At 63.0% G+C, this 18,021-nt stretch carries 18 protein-coding genes; 14 read left to right on the top strand and 4 right to left on the bottom strand.

Annotated elements, in window-relative coordinates; genetic code table 11:
• Window positions 1–21: 21 nt before the first annotated feature.
• A complete protein-coding gene (locus tag DL1_RS02285; protein WP_038061865.1) occupies window positions 22–1,677 on the bottom strand; it encodes a BCCT family transporter in 1,656 nt (551 codons plus the stop codon).
• 313 nt (window positions 1,678–1,990) lie between these two features.
• Between DL1_RS02285 and DL1_RS02280 the strand changes: the two genes are divergently transcribed.
• On the top strand, window positions 1,991–2,890 hold the full coding sequence (locus DL1_RS02280; protein WP_038061862.1) for an AEC family transporter: 900 nt from the start codon (window positions 1,991–1,993) through the stop codon (window positions 2,888–2,890).
• A gap of 4 nt (window positions 2,891–2,894) precedes the next feature.
• Here DL1_RS02280 and DL1_RS02275 read toward each other — a convergent pair whose 3' ends face one another.
• A complete protein-coding gene (locus tag DL1_RS02275) occupies window positions 2,895–3,332 on the bottom strand; it encodes a Fur family transcriptional regulator (RefSeq protein ID WP_038062205.1) in 438 nt (145 codons plus the stop codon).
• A 124-nt stretch (window positions 3,333–3,456) separates the two neighbouring features.
• Between DL1_RS02275 and DL1_RS02270 the strand changes: the two genes are divergently transcribed.
• From DL1_RS02270 to DL1_RS02245, 6 genes are all read left to right on the top strand, one after another.
• A complete protein-coding gene (locus DL1_RS02270) occupies window positions 3,457–4,353 on the top strand; it encodes a metal ABC transporter substrate-binding protein (RefSeq protein WP_038061859.1) in 897 nt (298 codons plus the stop codon).
• Window positions 4,350–5,204: a manganese/iron ABC transporter ATP-binding protein gene (locus DL1_RS02265; protein WP_038061856.1), complete on the top strand. Its 855-nt coding sequence runs from the start codon at window positions 4,350–4,352 to the stop codon at window positions 5,202–5,204. The genes DL1_RS02270 and DL1_RS02265 overlap by 4 nt, the downstream gene beginning before the upstream one ends.
• The gene (locus DL1_RS02260) at window positions 5,201–6,055 is read left to right on the top strand and encodes a metal ABC transporter permease (RefSeq protein WP_038061853.1); all 855 of its coding nucleotides are present in this window, start codon (window positions 5,201–5,203) and stop codon (window positions 6,053–6,055) included. The genes DL1_RS02265 and DL1_RS02260 overlap by 4 nt, the downstream gene beginning before the upstream one ends.
• Window positions 6,055–6,876, top strand: a complete 822-nt coding sequence (locus DL1_RS02255) for a metal ABC transporter permease (RefSeq protein WP_038061850.1) — start codon at window positions 6,055–6,057, stop codon at window positions 6,874–6,876. The genes DL1_RS02260 and DL1_RS02255 overlap by 1 nt, the downstream gene beginning before the upstream one ends.
• Before the next feature lie 214 nt (window positions 6,877–7,090).
• Window positions 7,091–7,306, top strand: coding sequence for a helix-turn-helix domain-containing protein (locus tag DL1_RS22005; RefSeq protein WP_038061847.1), 216 nt, complete (start codon window positions 7,091–7,093; stop codon window positions 7,304–7,306).
• A 133-nt stretch (window positions 7,307–7,439) separates the two neighbouring features.
• A complete protein-coding gene (locus DL1_RS02245) occupies window positions 7,440–8,444 on the top strand; it encodes a GNAT family N-acetyltransferase (protein WP_051693251.1) in 1,005 nt (334 codons plus the stop codon).
• 63 nt (window positions 8,445–8,507) lie between these two features.
• Here DL1_RS02245 and DL1_RS02240 read toward each other — a convergent pair whose 3' ends face one another.
• On the bottom strand, window positions 8,508–9,797 hold the full coding sequence (locus tag DL1_RS02240; RefSeq protein WP_038061844.1) for an NAD(P)/FAD-dependent oxidoreductase: 1,290 nt from the start codon (window positions 9,795–9,797) through the stop codon (window positions 8,508–8,510).
• A 19-nt stretch (window positions 9,798–9,816) separates the two neighbouring features.
• Window positions 9,817–10,485, bottom strand: a complete 669-nt coding sequence (locus DL1_RS02235; RefSeq protein ID WP_038061841.1) for a haloacid dehalogenase type II — start codon at window positions 10,483–10,485, stop codon at window positions 9,817–9,819.
• Between the two features lie 198 nt (window positions 10,486–10,683).
• On the opposite strand from DL1_RS02235, the gene DL1_RS02230 reads away from it, so the two are divergent.
• From DL1_RS02230 to DL1_RS02200, 7 genes are all read left to right on the top strand, one after another.
• The gene (locus tag DL1_RS02230) at window positions 10,684–11,052 is read left to right on the top strand and encodes a cupin domain-containing protein (protein WP_038061838.1); all 369 of its coding nucleotides are present in this window, start codon (window positions 10,684–10,686) and stop codon (window positions 11,050–11,052) included.
• Window positions 11,049–12,152: an acetylornithine deacetylase gene (argE, locus tag DL1_RS02225; protein ID WP_038061835.1), complete on the top strand. Its 1,104-nt coding sequence runs from the start codon at window positions 11,049–11,051 to the stop codon at window positions 12,150–12,152. The genes DL1_RS02230 and argE overlap by 4 nt, the downstream gene beginning before the upstream one ends.
• Window positions 12,153–12,268: 116 nt before the next feature.
• Window positions 12,269–13,105 (top strand): GNAT family N-acetyltransferase, encoded by an 837-nt coding sequence (locus DL1_RS02220; RefSeq protein WP_038061832.1) that lies wholly within the window; start codon window positions 12,269–12,271, stop codon window positions 13,103–13,105.
• A gap of 12 nt (window positions 13,106–13,117) precedes the next feature.
• On the top strand, window positions 13,118–14,488 hold the full coding sequence (locus DL1_RS02215; RefSeq protein ID WP_038062199.1) for an aspartate aminotransferase family protein: 1,371 nt from the start codon (window positions 13,118–13,120) through the stop codon (window positions 14,486–14,488).
• Entirely contained in the window at window positions 14,488–15,399 is a 912-nt protein-coding gene (locus DL1_RS02210; protein ID WP_038061830.1) for a 2-hydroxyacid dehydrogenase, read from the top strand. The genes DL1_RS02215 and DL1_RS02210 overlap by 1 nt, the downstream gene beginning before the upstream one ends.
• 164 nt (window positions 15,400–15,563) lie before the next feature.
• Window positions 15,564–16,298, top strand: coding sequence for an HAD-IA family hydrolase (locus DL1_RS02205; RefSeq protein ID WP_038061827.1), 735 nt, complete (start codon window positions 15,564–15,566; stop codon window positions 16,296–16,298).
• A gap of 68 nt (window positions 16,299–16,366) precedes the next feature.
• Window positions 16,367–17,977 carry an ABC transporter substrate-binding protein gene (locus DL1_RS02200; protein WP_038061823.1) on the top strand — a complete coding sequence of 537 codons (1,611 nt, stop codon included), beginning with the start codon at window positions 16,367–16,369 and terminating at the stop codon, window positions 17,975–17,977.
• The last annotated feature ends 44 nt before the right edge of the window (window positions 17,978–18,021 follow it).

Genomic DNA, 18,021 nt, shown 5'->3' with positions numbered 1-18,021 from the left:
GCGCCACGGCTCTGTCTGATTTTACTCGGCGGGCCGGGTTTTGGCAGGCGGCCCCGGCGGCGGCGTTGGGTTCGCACCGTAAAGGTCACCGGGCAACTCATTGGGCATCGCGTGATCGGCTTCCTCGTCGCTGCGGAAGCGCTGATTGTGGCGATAGACCATCAGCGGATCCCATCGGAGCGCCTTGATCAGCCCGATCAGGATGAACAGGCACACGATCGCGAAGGGAAAGCCCGCCACCACCGCTGCGGCCTGCAAGGCCTGCAGCCCGCCTGCCAGCAACAGCACCGAGGCCACGGCCCCTTCGGTGATCGCCCAGAACAGCCGCTGCACTTTGGGCGGATCGGCATCGCCCCCCGCTGTCAGCATATCGATCACGAACGAACCTGAATCCGATGAGGTCACGAACCACATCACGATCAGGATGATCGCAAAGCCCGACATGATCTGCGATCCGGGGAAATGCCCGAGAAGGGCAAACATCGCGTCGCCATAGGAATTTTTCGTAGCCTCGACCAGCGAGGGGTCGCCAGCCAGCGAGATATGCAGCGCCGTGCCTCCGAAGGTGCAGAACCAGAAAAACATGATCGAGGTGGGCAGCAGCATCACCCCCAGAACGAATTCGCGGATTGTGCGGCCCTTCGAGATCCGCGCTATGAACACGCCGACAAAGGGCGACCAGGAAATCCACCACGCCCAGTAGAAGATGGTCCAGGCGTTCTGCCAGTCGTCATTGGGCTGCCACGCTTCGGTCCAGAAGGTCCAGCTCACGATGCTTGAGAGATAATCGCCATAACTTTGAACATAAAGATCAAGAATGAAGATCGTGGGCCCGGCAATCAGCATCAGGACGAGGAAGACGAAGCTCAACCCGATATTGAGGTTCGAGAGCCGCTTGATCCCGCCATCAAGCCCCGCCATGACCGACATCGTGGCGACGGCGGTGATGCAGGCAATGATCAGGATCTGCACCGTGCTGGACTGGCCGATGCCAAACACCGTGCCCAGACCGGAATTGATCTGCATCGCCCCCAGCCCCAGCGAGGTGACGATGCCGAACATCGTGCCAAACACCGCGAGGATGTCCACAGCGCTCCCCCACGGTCCCCAGATCTTCTCGCCAAGGATCGGGTAGAGCGCGGAGCGGATCGTCAGAGGCAGCCCCTTGCGGAAGTGGAAATAGGCCAGCGACAGCGCCACGATCGAATAGACCGACCAGCCCTGAAACCCCCAATGCATGAACGAGATCGTCATCGCCTGTCGCGCGGCTTCTTGGGTTTCGGGGGTGCCGATCGGCGGGGCGAAATAGTGATAGAGCGGCTCGGCCACCCCCCAATAGATCAGCCCGATGCCGATGCCCGCAGAAAACAGCATCGCCGTCCATGAGATGATCCCGTAATCGGGCTTGTCGGTCATCCGGCCCAGCCGGATATCGCCAAACGGTCCGAAGGCCAGATAGACGGTGGCAAAGAGAAAGAGGTTGATCTCAAGGATCAGCGCCCAGCCGAGCGTGTCCGACAGCCAGCTCTGCATCCCGGTGAACAGGGCCGAGGATTCTTCGCTGAACAACGCCCCGAAAATGATGAAACCGAGGATTACGATTGCTGAGGTCAGAAAGACCGCGCGATGGACCTTCGGGAAGAAAAATAGCCGTTCTTGCGGCATCTTGTCGTGCATGGCTGTCCCTTTCTGTTGGTGCTCTTTGGCCCCAGCCGAAGCTTTGATCCCTGGACTGGCCCCTTGGAGGCAGGCTCATTGCGCAGGGGGTTCGGGCGTCGTGCGTCTCGTGGATCACGGCCACATCACGCAGCGTCTCGCCTTCGTGCTTATCTGTTTTATTGTTTTTCGAACCCCGTGGCGTCGCTATGGTTCCCAAGTTTTCCGCGCGGCGCGTAGATTTGGGGCAGATGGCAGGGGTGCTGGAAAGCCACCACCGGCAGTGCTAAGGGAAAATATCCGCCGCAGATCCGTCCCGCCGCAAAGGTCCACCGTGCTGCTTTTCACCATCTGGCCGCTCTTTGCGCTGATCTGTTTGGGCTTCGTGCTGAACCGTGCGGGATTTCCCGCACAGGGCTTCTGGCCTGCCGCCGAGCGGCTCAATTATTTCGTCCTCTTCCCGGCACTTCTGGTCTCAAGCCTGATTAACGCTCCGGTGCATGATCCCGCGATCTGGCGGCTGGGCGGCGCGGCGCTCGCGACGATCGCGGTGGCAGCCGTGCTGCTTTATGCGCTGCGCCGTCTGTGGTCCGTGCCGGCGCGCCGTTTCGGCCCGGCGCTTCAGGGGGCCGTGCGGTTCAATACCTATCTGGGGCTCGCGCTGACCGCGCGGCTCGCGGGGCCGGAAGGCCTGTCGCGGGCGGCTTTGGTGCTGGCGGTGGCGGTGCCCTTCGTCAATGTCCTGTCGATCCTTGCACTGAGCGAGACCCGGTCGCCGCTCGCGATTGCGCGCAATATGCTGCGCAATCCGTTGATCCTTGCCTGCGTGGCGGGGCTTGCGCTGGCGTCACTGGGCGCGGGTTTGCCCTTCGGGATGCATGATTTTCTGGTGGTTCTGGCCCGGGGGAGCCTGCCGCTGGGGCTGCTTTGCGTGGGGGCTGCACTGCAGATCACGGCGCTGCGCGGCGATCTGGGGCCGCTTGCGGGCAATGCCGCTCTGCGCCTGATCGCGATGCCGCTTCTGGCGGCGGGGATCGGCCATCTGTTCGGTTTGGCCGGGACAGACGCGCTTGTACTTGTGGTGTTTTGCGCTATTCCCACCGCGACCAGCGCCTATGTGCTGACCCGGCAACTGGGCGGCGATGGCCCCTTCATGGCGGGGATCGTGACCGCGCAGACCGTGGCCTCGGTGGCGACATTGCCGCTGATGTTGATGCTGTTGGGGCTGGCCTGAGGCCTCACGGCTCGCGCGCGACTTTCTTGCGTACATAAAGCTCAAGCCGGTGATGCACGATCTCGTAGCCCATCGCCTCGGCGATCTCGGCCTGTAGCCGTTCGATCCGCTCATTGGCAAACTCGACCACCTCGCCGCTATCGACGTCGATCATGTGGTCGTGGTGCTGTGTCTCGCTATGTTCGAACCGCGCGGGCGTGCCCTCGAACTGATGGCGCAGGATCACGCCTTGGGTCTCCAGCTCGGTCAATGTGCGGTACACTGTCGAGAGCGAGATCCCCGGCACCACCTCTTCGGCGCGGCGCTGCAATTCCGTAGCCTCGGGGTGGTCGTCAGCCTCGGCCAGCACCGCCAGAAGGGCCGCCCGCTGGCGGGTGATCCGCACGCCGGCGCGGCGCAGGGCGGTGGTGAGATTCTCGGTGCGGCGATCTGTCTGTGTCATCGGCTCTTTTTTGCGCAAATCTCCCCGCTCTGGCAAGCCCAAGATGCAAATGGCTTGCAACTGGCTTGACAGTTGCAAATCATTCCTACATGCAGTCACAAGAAAACACGAAAAGGAGAGCAGGATGATTGGCCGGACAACATGGCTTTCAGCGATCGTGAGCCTCGTGTTGCTTGGCTCAGCAGGGGCAGGCGCTGCGCAAGACAAGCTCAAGGTCGTCACCACGTTCACCGTGATCGCCGATATGGCGCAAAACGTGGCGGGCGACGCGGCAGAGGTGGTCTCGATCACCAAGCCGGGCGCGGAAATTCATGGCTATGCACCGACCCCGCGTGATCTGGTCAAGGCGCAGGGCGCGGATCTGGTCTTGTGGAACGGGCTGGGGCTTGAGCGCTGGTTCGAGCAGTTCTTCTCCAATCTGAGCGATGTTCCGGCTGCGACGATCTCGGACGGGGTCACGCCGATTGCGATCTCGGGGGGCGAATATGACGGCAAACCCAATCCGCATGGCTGGATGGCGCTCGATTCCGCTGAGATCTATATCGACAATATCCGCGATGCGCTGAGTGCCGCTGATCCCGACAATGCCACGACCTATGCCGCCAATGCGGATGCCTATAAGGCGCAGATGGCGCAGGTGATCGGCCCGCTGCGCGATGCTGTGCGGGCCTTGCCCGAGGACCGCCGCTGGCTGGTGACCTCGGAGGGCGCGTTTTCCTATCTGGCGCGCGATTTCGATCTGCGCGAGGCCTATCTCTGGCCGATCAACGCGGATGCGCAGGGCACGCCCCAGCAGGTGCGCCGCGTGATCGACACGGTGCGCGAAAATGCGATCCCGGCAGTGTTCTCGGAATCCACCGTTTCGGACAAGCCGGCGCGGCAGGTGGCGCGCGAGACGGGAGCGGCCTATGGCGGCGTTCTGTATGTCGACAGTCTCAGCCCGCCCGACGGCCCGGTGCCCAGCTATCTCGAACTGCTGCGCGTGACCTCGCAGACCATTCTTGAGGGGCTGCGCGAATGAGCGAGGATGGCATCCGTGCGACCGGCGTCACGGTCACCTATCGCAACGGCCATACCGCCCTGCGCGATGCCAGTTTCGCCATCCCGCGCGGCACCATCACCGCGCTGGTCGGCGTGAACGGCGCGGGCAAATCCACGCTCTTCAAGGCGCTGATGGGGTTCTTGCCGATCTCGGCCGGCGAGATCGAGATCCTTGGCCGCCCCGTGCGCGAGATGATCAAGGCGCAATCGCTGGCCTATGTGCCCCAAGCCGAAGAGGTCGACTGGACCTTCCCGGTTCTCGTCGAAGAGGTCGTGATGATGGGCCGCTACGGCCATATGGGATTTTTCCGCAGGCCGCGGGCGGCAGATCACGCGGTGGTCGCCTCGGCGCTGGAGCGCGTCGGGATGAGCGCGTATCGCAGCCGCCAGATCGGGGAGCTGTCGGGCGGCCAGAAGAAGCGGGTCTTCCTCGCGCGCGCCTTGGCGCAGGACGCTCAGGTGATCTTGCTCGACGAGCCCTTCACCGGCGTCGATGTGAAAACCGAGGAGCAGATCATCGCGTTGCTGCGCGATCTGCGCGGCGAGGGGCGGGTGATGCTGGTGGCCACGCATAATCTGGGTTCCGTGCCGGAATTCTGCGACCGGGTGGTGCTTGTCAATGGCACGGTGCTGGCGCATGGCCCGACCGAAGAGGTCTTTACGCCCGAACATCTGCGCGCGGCTTTTGGCGGTGTGCTGCGGCATTTCCTGCTCGACGGGCCGCGGCTGCATGACGATGAGGATCCGCGCAAGCTTGAGGTGTTCTCGGATGATGAGCGCCCACTGGTGATCTACGACGCGCGCACACGCACGCTCAAGGGGCGCACATGATCTGGCTCGAGCCTTTTCAATACGGCTATATGACCAACGCGATCTGGGTGTCTGCCCTTGTGGGCGCGGTCTGCGCGTTTCTCTCGGCCTATCTGATGCTCAAGGGCTGGTCGCTGATCGGCGATGCGCTGAGCCATTCGGTCGTGCCGGGCGTGGCGGGGGCCTATATGCTGGGCCTGCCTTTCGCGCTCGGGGCGTTCTTGTCGGGTGGGCTCGCGGCGCTGGCGATGCTGTTCTTGCGCCAACGCTCCGGTCTCAAGGAAGATGTCGTGATCGGGATGATCTTCACCTCGTTTTTCGGACTGGGGCTGTTCATGGTCTCGATCAATCCCGTCGCCGTATCGATCCAGACCATCGTGATGGGCAATATCCTTGCGATCACGCCCAGCGACACCTTGCAGCTGGCGATTATCGGTGGCGTGTCGCTTGTCGTGCTGCTGGCGAAATGGCGCGACCTTCTGGCGGTCTTCTTCGACGAGGCCCATGCCCGCTCGATCGGGCTGAATGTCACGGCTTTGCAGATTGTGTTCTTCACGCTTCTGTCTGCCTGCACCGTCGCCGCGATGCAGACGGTCGGCGCCTTTCTGGTGATCGCGCTGGTGGTGACGCCGGGGGCCACGGCCTATCTGCTCACCGACCGGTTTCCGCGCCTCTTGGCCCTATCGGTGAGCATCGGCGCGCTCAGCTCGGCTTTTGGCGCCTATCTGAGCTATTTCCTCGACGGGGCCACAGGCGGCGTGATCGTGTGCCTTCAGACGGGGCTGTTTCTGCTGGCGCTGATATTCGCGCCCAAACATGGGATGCGCGCGGCGCGCGCTCGTGCCCGTAATCCGGATAAGGGGGCTGCGTGATGGGCGATCTGCTTGTGCCGTTCCAGTTTCCCTTCATGCAAAACGCCCTGCTGATCGTGGTGCTGATCGCCCCTGCGGCCGCGATGCTGAGCACGTTTCTCGTGCTCAAGGGCTGGTCGCTGATGGGCGATGCGACAAGCCATGCCGTGCTGCCCGGCGTGGTGCTGGCCTATATGGCAGGAATTCCGCTGCTTCTCGGGGCCTTTGTCGCGGGGTTGATCTGCGCGCTCGGCACCGGGTTCATCAAGGACAACTCGCGCATCAAGCAAGACACGGTGATGGGGGTGGTCTTTTCGGGCATGTTCGGGCTGGGGATCGTGATCTACACCCAGATCGAGACGGGGCTGCATCTCGATCACATCCTGTTTGGCAACATGCTGGGGGTAGGGGCGCAAGATCTGTGGACTGCGGGGCTGATCTCGGGCGCTGTGGCGCTGATCCTCGGAGTGAAGTGGCGCGACTTCCTCGCCCATAGCTTCGATCCGGTGCAGGCACGGATGATCGGGTTGCGCATCGCGTGGCTGCATTACGGGCTGCTGGCGATCTTGTCGGCCACCATCGTGGCGATGCTCTCCTCGGTCGGCATCATCCTGTCGGTGGCCTATCTGATCGCGCCCGGTGCCATTGCTTTCCTGCTCACCCGTCGGTTCGTGTCGATGATGGGCGTGGCGGTGGCCGTGGCGCTGCTGGCGGGCGTCTTTGGCACCTATGCGGCCTTCTGGCTGGATGCCGCGCCCGCGCCCACGATTGTCCTTGTGCTGACAGCCCTGTTCCTTGTGGCCTTCGGGGTAAGACGCCTGCGCGAGCGCGCCGTGCCCTGAGAATTGGGCTTAGTCAGGAGGGTAGGCGGGGCTGCCCGCAGGTCTCGATGAAGGCGCGGGCCTCGCCGCCGTCCCGGTACTGATAGGGAAAATCGGTGGAAAACAGCAGGCGCTCTGGCCCGAACCCGCGATCTCGCCCGAGCAGCTGATTGAGCTGGGCAACCGAAGCTGGGCGGGCAATACGCGCGAGCTGCGCAATGCCGCAGAGCTGTTCGTGCTTGGGCTGGAGACCGAAAGACCTGCCGAGGCCGCGAGCGGGCAGACGCTCCCCGAACGCATGGACCGCATCGAGCGCGATCTTATCGCCGCGACCCTGGCCGCGCAGACCGGGAGCCTGAAGGCGAGTTACGAGATCCTCGGGCTGTCTCGAAAGACGCTCTACGACAAGATGCAAAAACACGGTTTGCGCCGCGACACGTTTGTCGCCTGAGCGCAGAGGCTCATCTTTGTCTTTTGGCAGATTCTACCTCAGGATCAGCGTAAACAGTATTTCTGCCTGTCCGCTTCGGGTGATATGTGGAGAACCGCACCGCGAAGTTGGACGAACGGAGAGAGAGGGTGACATGCATAATCAATCGACGAGTTCGTCGACCATGCCGGAGGCTCAACGCCTGCCGGACGGTGCCGCAGCCCAGATGCCGTCCGAGGCGTTGACGCGCTTTGGTGCCTTCATGCGCCGCGAAACGCTCGAAGTCGCTCAGGACTGGATGCAGGTCGACAGCTACAAGGCGCGCATCGAGCCGATCGATACGAGCATGATCGCGAAACTTCAAACGCTGACCGTCGGGGTATTCTGGCCGCATCGCGAGGCCGATCTGGCGGTGCTTCTTGAGGTCGGTGCGGGCTATCTCGCGCTCGATGAGATCGACCGGGCGCTGGCCTCAACCATGCAATTTCCCTGCGGCGACGATTTCTCGATGCTGGGGATGATGGTCACGACACCGCGGCTGCAAGCGATGGGGACCGGCGCGCGCCTGCTGCGCCGCACGATGGCCGATTGCAACGGGCGCGACATGCGGCTCTCGGCCACGAAATCTGGCTATCGTCTTTATGAGACGGCGGGCTTCGTACCCGACGGCCTGATTTATCAGCATCAGGGCAAGGCCCGCCCGATCCACGCGCCGCGCCCCGTGCCGGGGGTTGCGCTGCGCCCGATGGAGCCGCGCGACACTGCCGCGGTGGCCGAACTTGACCGACTGGCCCATGGGGTCGACCGCAGCACGATATTGGGCGTCTTTCTGGCGCGATCCGAGGCGATCGTGGCCGAGCGCGATGGCGCGGTGATCGGCTATGCCTTTTGTCGTCCCTTCGGGAAAGGCCGGGTCATCGGGCCCTGCATCTGCGAAGATGAGGCCGTGGCGATCCAAATGGTCGCGCATTTCGTGATGTCTTACGAGGGCAGCTTCTTGCGCTTCGATCTGCATCAGGAGAATGAACGGATCGCGGCTTTCCTCTCGGCCTCGGGACTGGGCATGTTCGACACGGTGACCGAGATGCATCTTGGCGCGTCGCGCCGGGCGCGCTCGGGCGTGATGGCTTACGGGATGGCGATGCAGTCGCTGGGCTAAGCGTAACGGCCTGTCACTCCGCGCCGCCACGCATCTGAGCGGGTGGCGCGGAGAGGCGTGATCTTAGGAAATGCGGTCCTTGAACCCAAAATAGAGACCGACCAGCGGCAGGAACCATGGCTTGCCGGACAAAAACGGCACGCGCGGCCAGTCGAGCCCTTCCAGCGGGTTGCTCTGGGTGTTGCCCATCGCCTGATCGGCCAGCACCTGCCCAATCAGCGTCGATAACTGCGCACCGTGGCCGGAATAGCCCATGCCGTAGATCATCCCATCGGCCTGACCGGCGCGGGGATAGCGATCTGCGGTCATTCCAACCAGCCCGCCCCAGCAATAATCGATCTGGATTCCGGCAAGCTGCGGGAAGATGGTCTCCATCGAGGCCCGCAGGATCTCGCCCGATTGTGCGTCCGAACGCTGATCGGAGCTTGCCGAAAACCGCGCCCGCCCGCCAAAGATGAGCCGCCGGTCAGGGGAGAGGCGGAAAAAATTCCCGATATTCATCGAGGTGACGCAGGTCCGGTCGCCGGGCATGATCTGCGCGATCTCGGCCTCGGTCAGCGGGCGGGTCGCGATGATGAAGGAGCCGACCGAGATGATCCGCTTTCGGAAATAGCCCAACGGGGCATCTTTGACCGAGTTGGAATAGGCCCCGGTGGCTGCGATGATGCGCTCGGCCTGCAGCCGTCCCTTCGGGGTGCTTACCTCCCAACCCGTCGCGGTTTTGCGGCGGCCCGTGACCGGCGCCCCCTCCCAGATATCGACGCCGTGACTGGCACAGGCGCGCGCAAGCCCGGTCACATAGCGGCCCATATGCATCATAGCGGATTTGCGATAGAGCAGGCCTGCGTGAAAGCTGTCCGAGCCGATCTCGCCCGTCAGTTGCTGACGCTCGAGAAAGCACGTATCGGGATCGACCTCCGCGTGGATCAGATCGAAATTCGCGCGCAGGGCCGGGACATGGCTGGGCTTGGAGGCAAGTTTCAGCTTGCCCGAGCGGCGGAAATCACATGCGATGCGCTCCTGTGCGATCACGTCTTCGATCATGTCGATCGAGCGATCATAGGCCTGCCAGAGCGCCTTTGCGCGCAAGGCGCCAAGATGCGCCTTTGCCTCGCCATAGCCATGCGCCATCCCGTTGTTGAGATGGCCGCCATTGCGTCCCGAGCCCCCCGCACCGATATGCGCGGCCTCAAGCAACGCGACGCGCACGCCCGACATTGCCAGTTTGCGCGCGGCGTTCAGGCCGGTGAAGCCGCCACCGATCACGACCACATCATAGCGGCCCTCGACGGGGACGGGCATCGCCCCCGTGAACGTGTCCGAGGTCGCGTGCCAGTAAGATTGCATTTGCATCGCGTGATCCTTCCCGCGGTTAAAGCCCGACGAGGCCCGGAAGCTCGGAGATATCCTTGATCTCGGTATAGCCGTAGAATTCGGCACCGCGCGGCTCGTGCCCGCGATTGACCCAGACCTTGTTCTTGATCTTGAGATCATGCGCGGTCAGCAGATCGTAGCGGAAGCTGGAGGAGACATGCAAAATGTCCTCCGGTCCGCAGCCCAGTTGATCGAGCATATATTCGAAGGGCCGCATCCGGGGTTTGTAGGCCTGCGCATCCTCGGCGGTGTAGACATGCGCGATGGGAGCGCCGAGATTTGCGATATTCGAGGGGATTTGGCTGTTCATCGAATTGGTCAGCGCCACCAGCGGAATATGCGGCGCGATCTTGGCGAGCCCTGCGGGCACATCCGCATGCGGGCCCCAGCTTGGTACACGGTCATAGATCTTGTCCGCGATCGCGGGATCGAAGGCGATGTTATGCAGCTTGCAGGTCCGCTCCAGCGCCTCGTGGACGATGTCCTTATAGGGACGCCACGCGCCCAGCACCGCATCAAGGCGATAGGCGGAGAAATCAGTGATAAAGCTGTTCATCTGTTCGGGCGTGAACTGATCGGCATAGAAGTCGCGCGCAGCACCTGCCATGTCGAACAGGATCATCGTGCCGTGGCAATCGAAGGTGATGAATTTAGGGCGAAAGGTCATGTGTGTCTCCGAGGATCGTGTGAGTTTCATACTGCCGCCGCCCGACGAGAAGCGCCTGCCGTAGCCGCCGGTTTCAGCGCAGGAAATTGCGAAGGTTCTTGGTGACACGGCATGGCCTGCCGTGCGCCTGGCCAAGTTTGGTGCCTTGCGCGGGGCAAGGCGGGGCAAGCTGGTCGCATGGATATCAAGAGGAACCCCATGGCCTATCTCGTTGTGATAAAGACTGCATATGACACCGCGCCCCGCGAAGCTGAGGCCGCCCCGGATCGGCTGATCGAAGGCGCGCCCCGGTTCAAGACTTGGGATATTGACCGCGCTCTCAACGAGGCGGGACATTATGGCGACGTGCGCACCGGGCTCTGGGAGGCGACACCGGGCACGACGCGCTCCATCAAGGGGGAAAGCTTTGAATTTTGCCATGTGCTGTCAGGACGTTGCGAGATCTCGGAAGAGGGCGGAGAGACGCATCGCTTCGGGCCGGGCGACAGTTTCGTGCTCAAGCCTGGATTTCGCGGGCTCTGGAAGACGCTCGAGACGATGCGCAAGATCTTCGTGATCGCATCATGACCGCCGAAGAGCTTCTTGAGCGTCTCGTCGGGTTTCCGACCGTCGCTGGCACGTCGAATTTCGACCTCATGGATTTTGTGGCAGACTATCTTCGGGATCTTGGCGCGCAGGTCCATGTGCTGCCCGGTCCCGAGGGCGACCGGCAGAATCTGTTTGCCACTTTGGGGGATCCGACCGTGCCCGGCTATATTCTGTCGGGTCATGTCGATGTCGTCCCCGCGGGCGAGCCGGAATGGAAGGCCGATCCGTTCGTGCTGCGCCGGGAGGGAGATCGGCTGATCGGGCGCGGGGCCTGCGATATGAAAGGGTTCGACGCAGCGGTTCTCGCAGCACTCCCCGCGCTGGCGCAGATGCCCCTGCGTGCCCCGATCCACATCGCACTGTCGTATGACGAGGAGCTGGGCTGCCAAGGTGTTCCGCATATGCTGGCCAAGCTGCCCGATCTCTGCGCGCCCCCGCTTGGCTGCATCGTCGGCGAGCCTTCAGGCATGGTGCCGGTTCTGGCTCATAAGGGAAAAGCCGCGCTGCGCCTGATCGCGCGCGGGGTGGCTGCGCATTCGTCGCGTCCCGACCTTGGCACCAACGCCATTCACGCGCTGATCCCGGCGCTGATGCAGGCGCGCGATCTGGCCGAGGAGCTGGCGCAGGGGGCGTGCGATGCGCGGTTCACGCCGCCGCATTCTTCCTTGCAGATCGGTGTGATCGAAGGCGGTCAGGCGCTCAATATCGTGCCCGAACAGGCCGAAGCCCGGATTGAGGCGCGCGCCATCGCAGGGGTCGATCCGCGCGCGCTATTGGCCCCTCTGACCCAGACGGCGGGCATCGAGGCCGAGTGGCTGGCCAGCTACCCGGCGCTGGCCTTGGCCGCCGATCATCCGCTGGCAGAGCTGGCCGCGCAGCTTAGCGGCTCCACCCCGCTTGGCGCTGTCTCCTACGGCACCGAGGCGGGGCTGTTTCAGCAGGCGGGCATCCCGGCGATCATCTGCGGCCCCGGCGATATTGCGCGTGCGCATCGTCCCGAGGAATATATCACCCGCGCCGAGCTGGCCGCAGCGCAAGCTATGGTCGAGGCGCTGGGCCGGGTGGTCAGCGCAGCATGATCTGCTGTAGGCCCGCTGCACTCAGGTCGATCTTGAGGGTCGCGCGGCGGGATCTGGCGCATCATGCCGCGCGCCTCGGCCTATCGTCTGGTCAACGAAGCATGCAGGAACTTTTTATGACGAACGTGATCGTAACCGAGCTTTCAGATTTTCGCGCAGACCATCTTGAGGGGGCGCTTGTCTTGTCCCGGCAGGCGGGCTGGCCGCATCGGCTGGAAGATTGGCAGATGTCGCTGGAGGTCTCCGACGGGGTCGTGGCCCTGCGCGACGGTGAGGTCGTGGGCACGGCGCTGGCCACGCGGTTTGACGATGTGGCCGCAATCAACCTGATCATCGTGGCACAGAGCCTGCGCGGGCAGGGCTTTGGCCGTCGGCTGATGCAAGACGTGCTGGCGCGCGCGCAGGGCTGCGAGCAGCGGCTATGCGCGACTGCGGATGGATTGCCGCTTTATGAAAATCTGGGCTTTACGGCGACGGGTGAAGTGTTTCAGCATCAAGGGACTGCGCAGGCCGCTGAGGCGCACGCGGACGCTTTGCCTGCCGTGCGGCGCGGCGGGGCTGCGGATTTCGAGGCTTTCGTCGCGGCGGATCACGCAGCCTTCGGGGCGCAGCGTCGTGCACTTCTCGAGCGGATCTTCGCGCGCGGCACCTTGCTGTGCACTGAGGGCGGCTACGCCTGTCTGCGTGATTTCGGACGCGGGACGGTGCTGGGGCCGATCGTGGCAGAGAGCGATGAGGCCGCAGAGGCCCTTCTCATCAAGGCGGCCCGGATCTGCGAGGGTCGGTTCCTGCGCATCGATCTGCCCGACACAGCGACAGCCTTGCGCCCGCGCGCGCAATCCTTGGGGCTGGCACCCGCAGGTGGCGGCATTGCGATGATCCGCCATCCCAAACCCGCGGCTCCGGCCGCCTCTTATCGTAGCTACGCATTGGCGTCTCAGGCGCTAGGTTGAATGGAGTTTCCCATGCTCACGAATTCTCTCGTCGAACTTGATCGTCGCCATCTGGTGCACCCGGTCTCGTCCTTCCACGGCCATGAAGCGCGCGGTGTCCGTCTGCTGGAAAGCGCGAAAGGCGCGCGGGTCACAGACGCGCAGGGCCATGAGCTGATTGACGGGTTTGCCGGGCTTTGGTGCGTGAATGCGGGCTATGGCCATGAAAGCGTGGTCGAGGCCGCCGCTGCGCAAATGCGCAAACTGCCCTATGCCACGGGCTATTTCGATCTCGGCACCGAGGCGCCGATCCGGCTGGCAGCAGAGCTCGCGGACCGTTCGCCCGGCGATCTCAACCATGTCTATTTCGCGCTTGGCGGATCGGACTCGGTCGATAGCACGATCCGCTTCGTGCGCTATTACTGGCACGCCAAGGGCCAGCCCGAGCGCGATCAGTTCATCTCGGTCGAAAGCGGCTATCACGGCTCGTCCACGCTGGGCGCGGGTCTGACCGCATTGAGCGCCTTCCATGAAGGCTTCGGTCTGCCCTATCCGTGGCAGCACAAGATTTCCTCGCATTACGTCTATCGCAACCCGATTCAGGGCGATCAGGCGATTATCGACGCGTCGGTGGCCGAGCTGCGCGCCAAGATCGAGGCAATCGGCCCCGAACGGGTCGCGGCCTTTTACCTTGAGCCGATCCAAGGGTCGGGCGGGGTGCTCGTGCCGCCCAAGGGCTGGGTCAAGGCGATGCGCGCGGTCTGTTCGGACTATGGCGTGCTCTTCGTGGCCGATGAGGTGATCACCGGATTTGGCCGCTGCGGCCCGCTTTTCGCCTGTGCCGATGAAGAGATCGTCCCCGATCTGATGACGACGGCGAAGGGGCTCACCTCGGGCTATGCCCCGATGGGCGCGGTCTTCATGACCGAGCATGTCTATCAGACGATCGCGGAGGGGGCAGGGGCCAAAGCTGTCGGTCACGGCTTCACCTATTCGGGCCATCCGGTCTCGGCGGCGGTCGCGCTGGAGGTGCTCAAGCTGTACGAGGGCGGGCTGCTGGAGAATGGCGTGAAAATGGGGCAGCGGCTGTTGGCCGGTCTCGACGGGCTGCGCGATCATCCCCTTGTGGGCGATGTGCGCGGGCGCGGTATGCTGGCGGCGGTCGAACTGGTCACGGATAAAGAGAAGAAGACGCCGCTCCCCGCCGAGCTGCAGCCCGCGACGCGGCTGTTTGATCGCGCATGGGAGCAGGGGCTGATCATCCGCTCCTTCGCGCAGGGCATTTTCGGATATGCGCCGCCGCTCTGCTGCACTGAGGAAGAGATCGACATGATCGTCGAGCGCACCCGCCGCGTGCTGGATCTGACCTTGGAAGATCCTGAGATTCGTGCGGTGCTTGCCTGATGGCGTTGCTGTTGATCTCGCCGAAAGCACGCGCCGATGCATGGGCCGAGGCGTTTGATGCCGCTGGTCGCCCCCTGATCTGGGGCGAGGCACAGGTGCGCGACCCGGCGGCGATCACCGAGATCGCGTGCTGGAAACCACCCGAAGACATGGCGCGCTATCCCAATCTGCGCGCGGTTATCTCGGCCGGGGCGGGCGTCGATCAGATGCCCGCACTTCCTCCCGGTGTCGCGCTTGTCCGCGCCGTAGCCCCCGGGATCGAGGAGATGGTGCGCGACTGGGTGGTGATGGCTAGCCTGATGTTGCATCGCGATATGCCGCGCTACCTCGCGCAGGCGGGCGCGGGGGCTTGGAAGGGCCATCCGGTCGCGCAAAGCGCAACCTGCCGGGTCGGCATTCTTGGCATGGGACGGATCGGGCGTCTGGTGGCGCAAAGCCTTGGCACGCTGGGTTTTCCAGTGGCGGGGCTGTCGCGCTCGGGGCAGGCGGTCGCGGGGGTGCAGATCTTTGATGCGTCACGTCAGGCGGAGTTTCTTGCCCAGACCGATCTGTTGATCTGCCTCGCACCGCTGACCGAAGAGACGCGTGGTATGATCGACGCCGATTTCCTGTCGCATCTGCCTGTCGGTGCAAAGCTCGTGCAGGCAGGACGGGGCGCGCAACTTGTGCTTGATGACCTGCGTGCGGCGCTTGAGAACGGGCAGATTGCGAGTGCCATGCTGGACGTGACCGACCCCGAGCCGCTGCCCGAGACGCATTGGGCATGGCGCGACCCGCGGGTGATCGTGACGCCCCATATCGGGGCTGAGACCAACGCGCAGGAAGGCGCGCGTCATGCGCTGGATGTCATCGCCGCATTGGAGGCCGGAATCGATGTTCCAGGTCAGGTTGATCGGCAGCGTGGCTACTGAACCCGCCGAGATATGGCGTCAGATGTGCTGTGGAGCGGGGCAATAGAGGAGAAAATGCCGTCGTAGCTATAGAGAATGATCTCATGCAGCTGCAGGCATTGAGCGAAGCTGAGATGACCAAAGCCGTAAACTGATCGCTGTGATCAACACAAGGACCTGCGACGATGACGACTGCCACACTGCCCCTATCCCTGACCCGGGCCGCGTATCTGACATTCGATGTGGTCGGCACTCTGATCGATTTCGAAGGCGCGATCAAAGCAGGGCTTGGCCAGATCGCGCAGGCGGCAGGACAAGAAATTGATTTTGAAGCGGCGCTCTCGGTCTATCGCGAGGCGCGCTATCAACCCCAAGCCTTGCGCTTTCCAGATGATCTCGGGCGCTGCTTTGGCGCGATTGCAGCCGCAACCGGGCTGCCCGATACGCCGGACAACCGTCGTCTTATGATCGATATCGTGGGCGAGGCAGAGCCTTTCTCTGACAGCGTCGACGCTCTGGCGCGGCTCGAGCGGCATTACAAGCTGATCGCGATGACCAATGCGCGCCGCTGGGCGTTCGAGAAATACGAGGCCAAGCTGGGCTTTCCGTTCTGGGCGGGGTTCACGACGGATGACACCGGCACCGAGAAACCGGACCCGGCCTTCTTTCATCAAGTGTTCGCCCATGTGGCACAGCAGGGCGGTGCCCCCGAGACGATCCTGCACACGGCCCAAAGCCAATATCATGATATTGGGATCTCGCGCGAACTCGGCATGACCAACGCCTGGATCGAGCGCCGCCACGCGCAGAGCGGCTATGGCGGAACGATCGCGCCGAAGGCCTTCACCAAGCCCGACTATCATTTCCATAGCCTGATGGAGCTGGCGGACGCCGCAGATCGTGCTTTTGCCGAAACTTGAATACGAACGAAACTGAAGGGCGACGAAAGATCTCCCAGCAGTCACATAAGCCAACATGGAGACTTGTCATGAAGAAGATACCGATGAACTGGTCCGGCCAAGATGATGCGATGGTCGAAAATGCGATCCGTCGCGGCGCCACGCGCCGGGAACTGCTCAAGATGCTGATGGCATCGGGTGTGGGGGCCGCGGCTGGCGGGTCGCTTTTGATGCGCGCAGACCGCGCCGTCGCTGCGACGCCCAAATCGGGCGGCAACCTGCGTGCGGCGGGCTGGTCGTCCTCAACGGCTGACACGCTCGATCCGGCGCAGGCCTCGCTCTCGACCGATTATGTGCGCTGCTGCGCTTTCTACGACCGGCTCACCTTCCTCAATGAAACAGGCAATGTGGAAAACGAACTTGCCACCGAGCTTGCAACCGATGACGCGCAGACGTGGCAGATCAAGCTGCGCGAGGGTGTCACCTTCCATGATGGCAAGGCGTTTGGGGCCGACGACGTTGTCTTCTCGCTCAAGCGGCATCTGGATCCGGCGGTCGGTTCGAAGGTGAACTCGATTGCCAAGCAGATGACCGAGATATCGAAGGTCGACGACAAGACGGTCAAGATCGTGCTCGATCAACCCAATGCCGACTTGCCCACGATCCTGTCGCTGCATCACTTCATGATCGTGGCGGAAGGCACGACAGATTTCTCGAAAGGCAACGGGACCGGTGCCTTCATCTGCGAGACCTTTGAGCCGGGCGTGAAATCCCTCGCCACTAAGAACCCCAACTACTGGAAAGAGAACCGGCCCTATCTCGACAGTTTCGAGTTCTTCGCAATCACGGACAATAATGCGCGGGTCAATGCGCTGATGTCGGGCGATATCCAGCTTGCAGCCTCGGTCAATCCGCGCTCGATGCGGATCCTCAAGAGCGACCCCAAGGTCGTGACTTCAGTCAGCACCTCGGGCAACTATACCAACCTCAATATGCGCCTCGATCTGAACCCCGGTGACAAAGCGGGCTTTGTCGAGGGGATGAAATATCTGCTCAACCGCGAAGCGATTCAGAAATCGGTGTTCCGCGGTCTGGCCGAGATCGCCAATGATCAACCGATTTCCCCGGCGGATCGCTATCACAATCCAAATCTGAAGGCGCGTGAATTTGATCCCGAGAAGGCCAAGGCGCTGTTTGAGAAGGCCGGTGTGCTGGGAACCGAGATCCCGATCGTGGCCTCTGACGCCGCGACCTCCTCTGTCGATATGGCGACGATCGTGCAGCAGGCCGGGGATCAGATCGGCATGAAGTTCAAGATCGATCGCGTGCCTTCGGACGGGTACTGGTCGAATTACTGGCTTAAGGCGCCGGTGCATTTCGGCAATATCAACCCGCGCCCGACGCCGGATATTCTCTTCTCGCTGCTTTATGCCTCGGATGCACCTTGGAACGAGAGCCAGTACAAATCCGCCAAGTTCGACAAGATGCTGGCCGAGGCACGCGGGGCGCTTGACGATAGTAAGCGGACCCAGATGTACTGGGAGATGCAAGAGATGGTCGCCAATGAGGCGGGCACCGCGATCCCCGTCTACATCTCCAACGTGGACGCGCTGTCGGACAAGGTCGGCGGGCTCAAGCCGAACCCGCTGGGCGGGATGATGGGCTATGACTTCGCCCGCCACGTCTGGCTCGAGAGCTGATAGGTTGTCCCCGGCCCCAGCTTCGGGGCCGGGCGATGCCGCAA

Origin of the sequence: Thioclava dalianensis (assembly GCF_000715505.1) — a bacterium.
GTDB lineage: Bacteria > Pseudomonadota > Alphaproteobacteria > Rhodobacterales > Rhodobacteraceae > Thioclava > Thioclava dalianensis.
Note: the sequence above shows the minus strand (reverse complement) of the source record. Positions and strands in the feature narration are given on the sequence as shown.